This is a genomic window from Tepidibacter mesophilus (assembly GCF_002724055.1).
Classification (GTDB): Bacteria; Bacillota; Clostridia; order Peptostreptococcales; family Peptostreptococcaceae; genus Tepidibacter_A; species Tepidibacter_A mesophilus.
Genome location: NZ_BDQY01000062.1, coordinates 1 through 1,206 on the forward strand (window position 1 = coordinate 1; position 1,206 = coordinate 1,206).

Genomic DNA, 1,206 nt, shown 5'->3' on the forward strand with positions numbered 1-1,206 from the left:
AACCTCCTTTGTAATGGTTTTGGTCGGCAAACCTAATTCCATTTTACATTGGAGGTTCTATTTTTTTCTACTCATAGCTATAAGCTTTTTTGAACCACGGGTATAACCCGTGGTATTCCTTATACAAAAATATATAAAGGAGCTATAAGCTCCTTTATAATGCATTCTCTTTACTTAAATTGTTTGCTATCTTTTTTATAAGATTTACTAATTCTTTTCTTTGTTTTTCGTCTTTATCTATCTTATGCATATATTGATTAAAATATAATATTTTTTTATTTTTCATTTTATCACATCCCATATTCAATATGTATTCTTATATTTCTATTTTTTTATCTTTATTTCCTTCTTTATTTTGAAAGTTTTTGTTATAAAAATAAATCCTCTTTACTATAAATTCTACTCAATTATTGATTCTATTATACTATGTTAGGAAAAATTTATTTTATAAAAGTAAGTTTGACTCAATATATCGAAGAAATTATCTGCAACTAAAGGTTATATTTTATTTATACAACTTCTATATAACTTATAAATTTTTTATATTATATGGGGTACAATTTATGATTATAAAATTAAATAATCACTATAATAACTCTTGAATGAATGAGTTAAAGCAAGAAAGTGAAATAAATCTTTTTATTATAGATGATTTTCAAAATTATGGGCGCGATAAGGATTTTTAAGAAGTTTGGAAAGAGATCAATGATTATGGATATCTAATAAGATTATTCTCAATATATCACAATAATCTTATATTCTACTCTAGAGATACTTTTGACATTAATGATTTTCGTAATATCATCAAAAAAATAGACTTTAGAACTTTATCCGGTTAAAAAAGTATAGTAGATAACTTTATCTATAGATTTATATACTAAAAATGGTGCTTATTAAAATGTTAGTGAATGATTTAAATATTTCGTGTATAGAACTTGCATTAGACCGTTTAAATATACGTTAAAAACTTCTTATGTCTGAACCTAATCGAGTTTAAGAAGTTTTAGTATATTTAATAAGATACAATACTTAGTTCTATCGAAACATTTAACACATTCACCGTATTTAAATAAGCACCATTTTCGATTAACCACTATACAAAAAATAAAAAATTCGTCTACTCGCTACGCGGTGACTCATGTCGCCAACGATCCCTAACGGGCTCCGTTGCTTAAAAATAGTTGCAAGTATAGGTTTTCAACCAAT

Annotated in this window: 1 protein-coding gene; it reads right to left on the reverse strand. The window is 25.1% G+C overall.

Annotation, left to right across the window (positions count from 1 at the left end; all coding sequences use genetic code 11):
* Positions 1 to 154: 154 nt before the first annotated feature.
* Positions 155 to 286 (reverse strand): hypothetical protein, encoded by a 132-nt coding sequence (locus Tmeso_RS17030; protein WP_278281509.1) that lies wholly within the window; start codon positions 284 to 286, stop codon positions 155 to 157.
* Between the last annotated feature and the right edge of the window lie 920 nt (positions 287 to 1,206).

Bases quoted from the DNA above. Each gene is read 5' to 3' on its own strand.
- Tmeso_RS17030 (WP_278281509.1), bottom strand. From the start codon at position 286: ATGAAAAATAAAAAAATATTATATTTTAATCAATATATGCATAAGATA.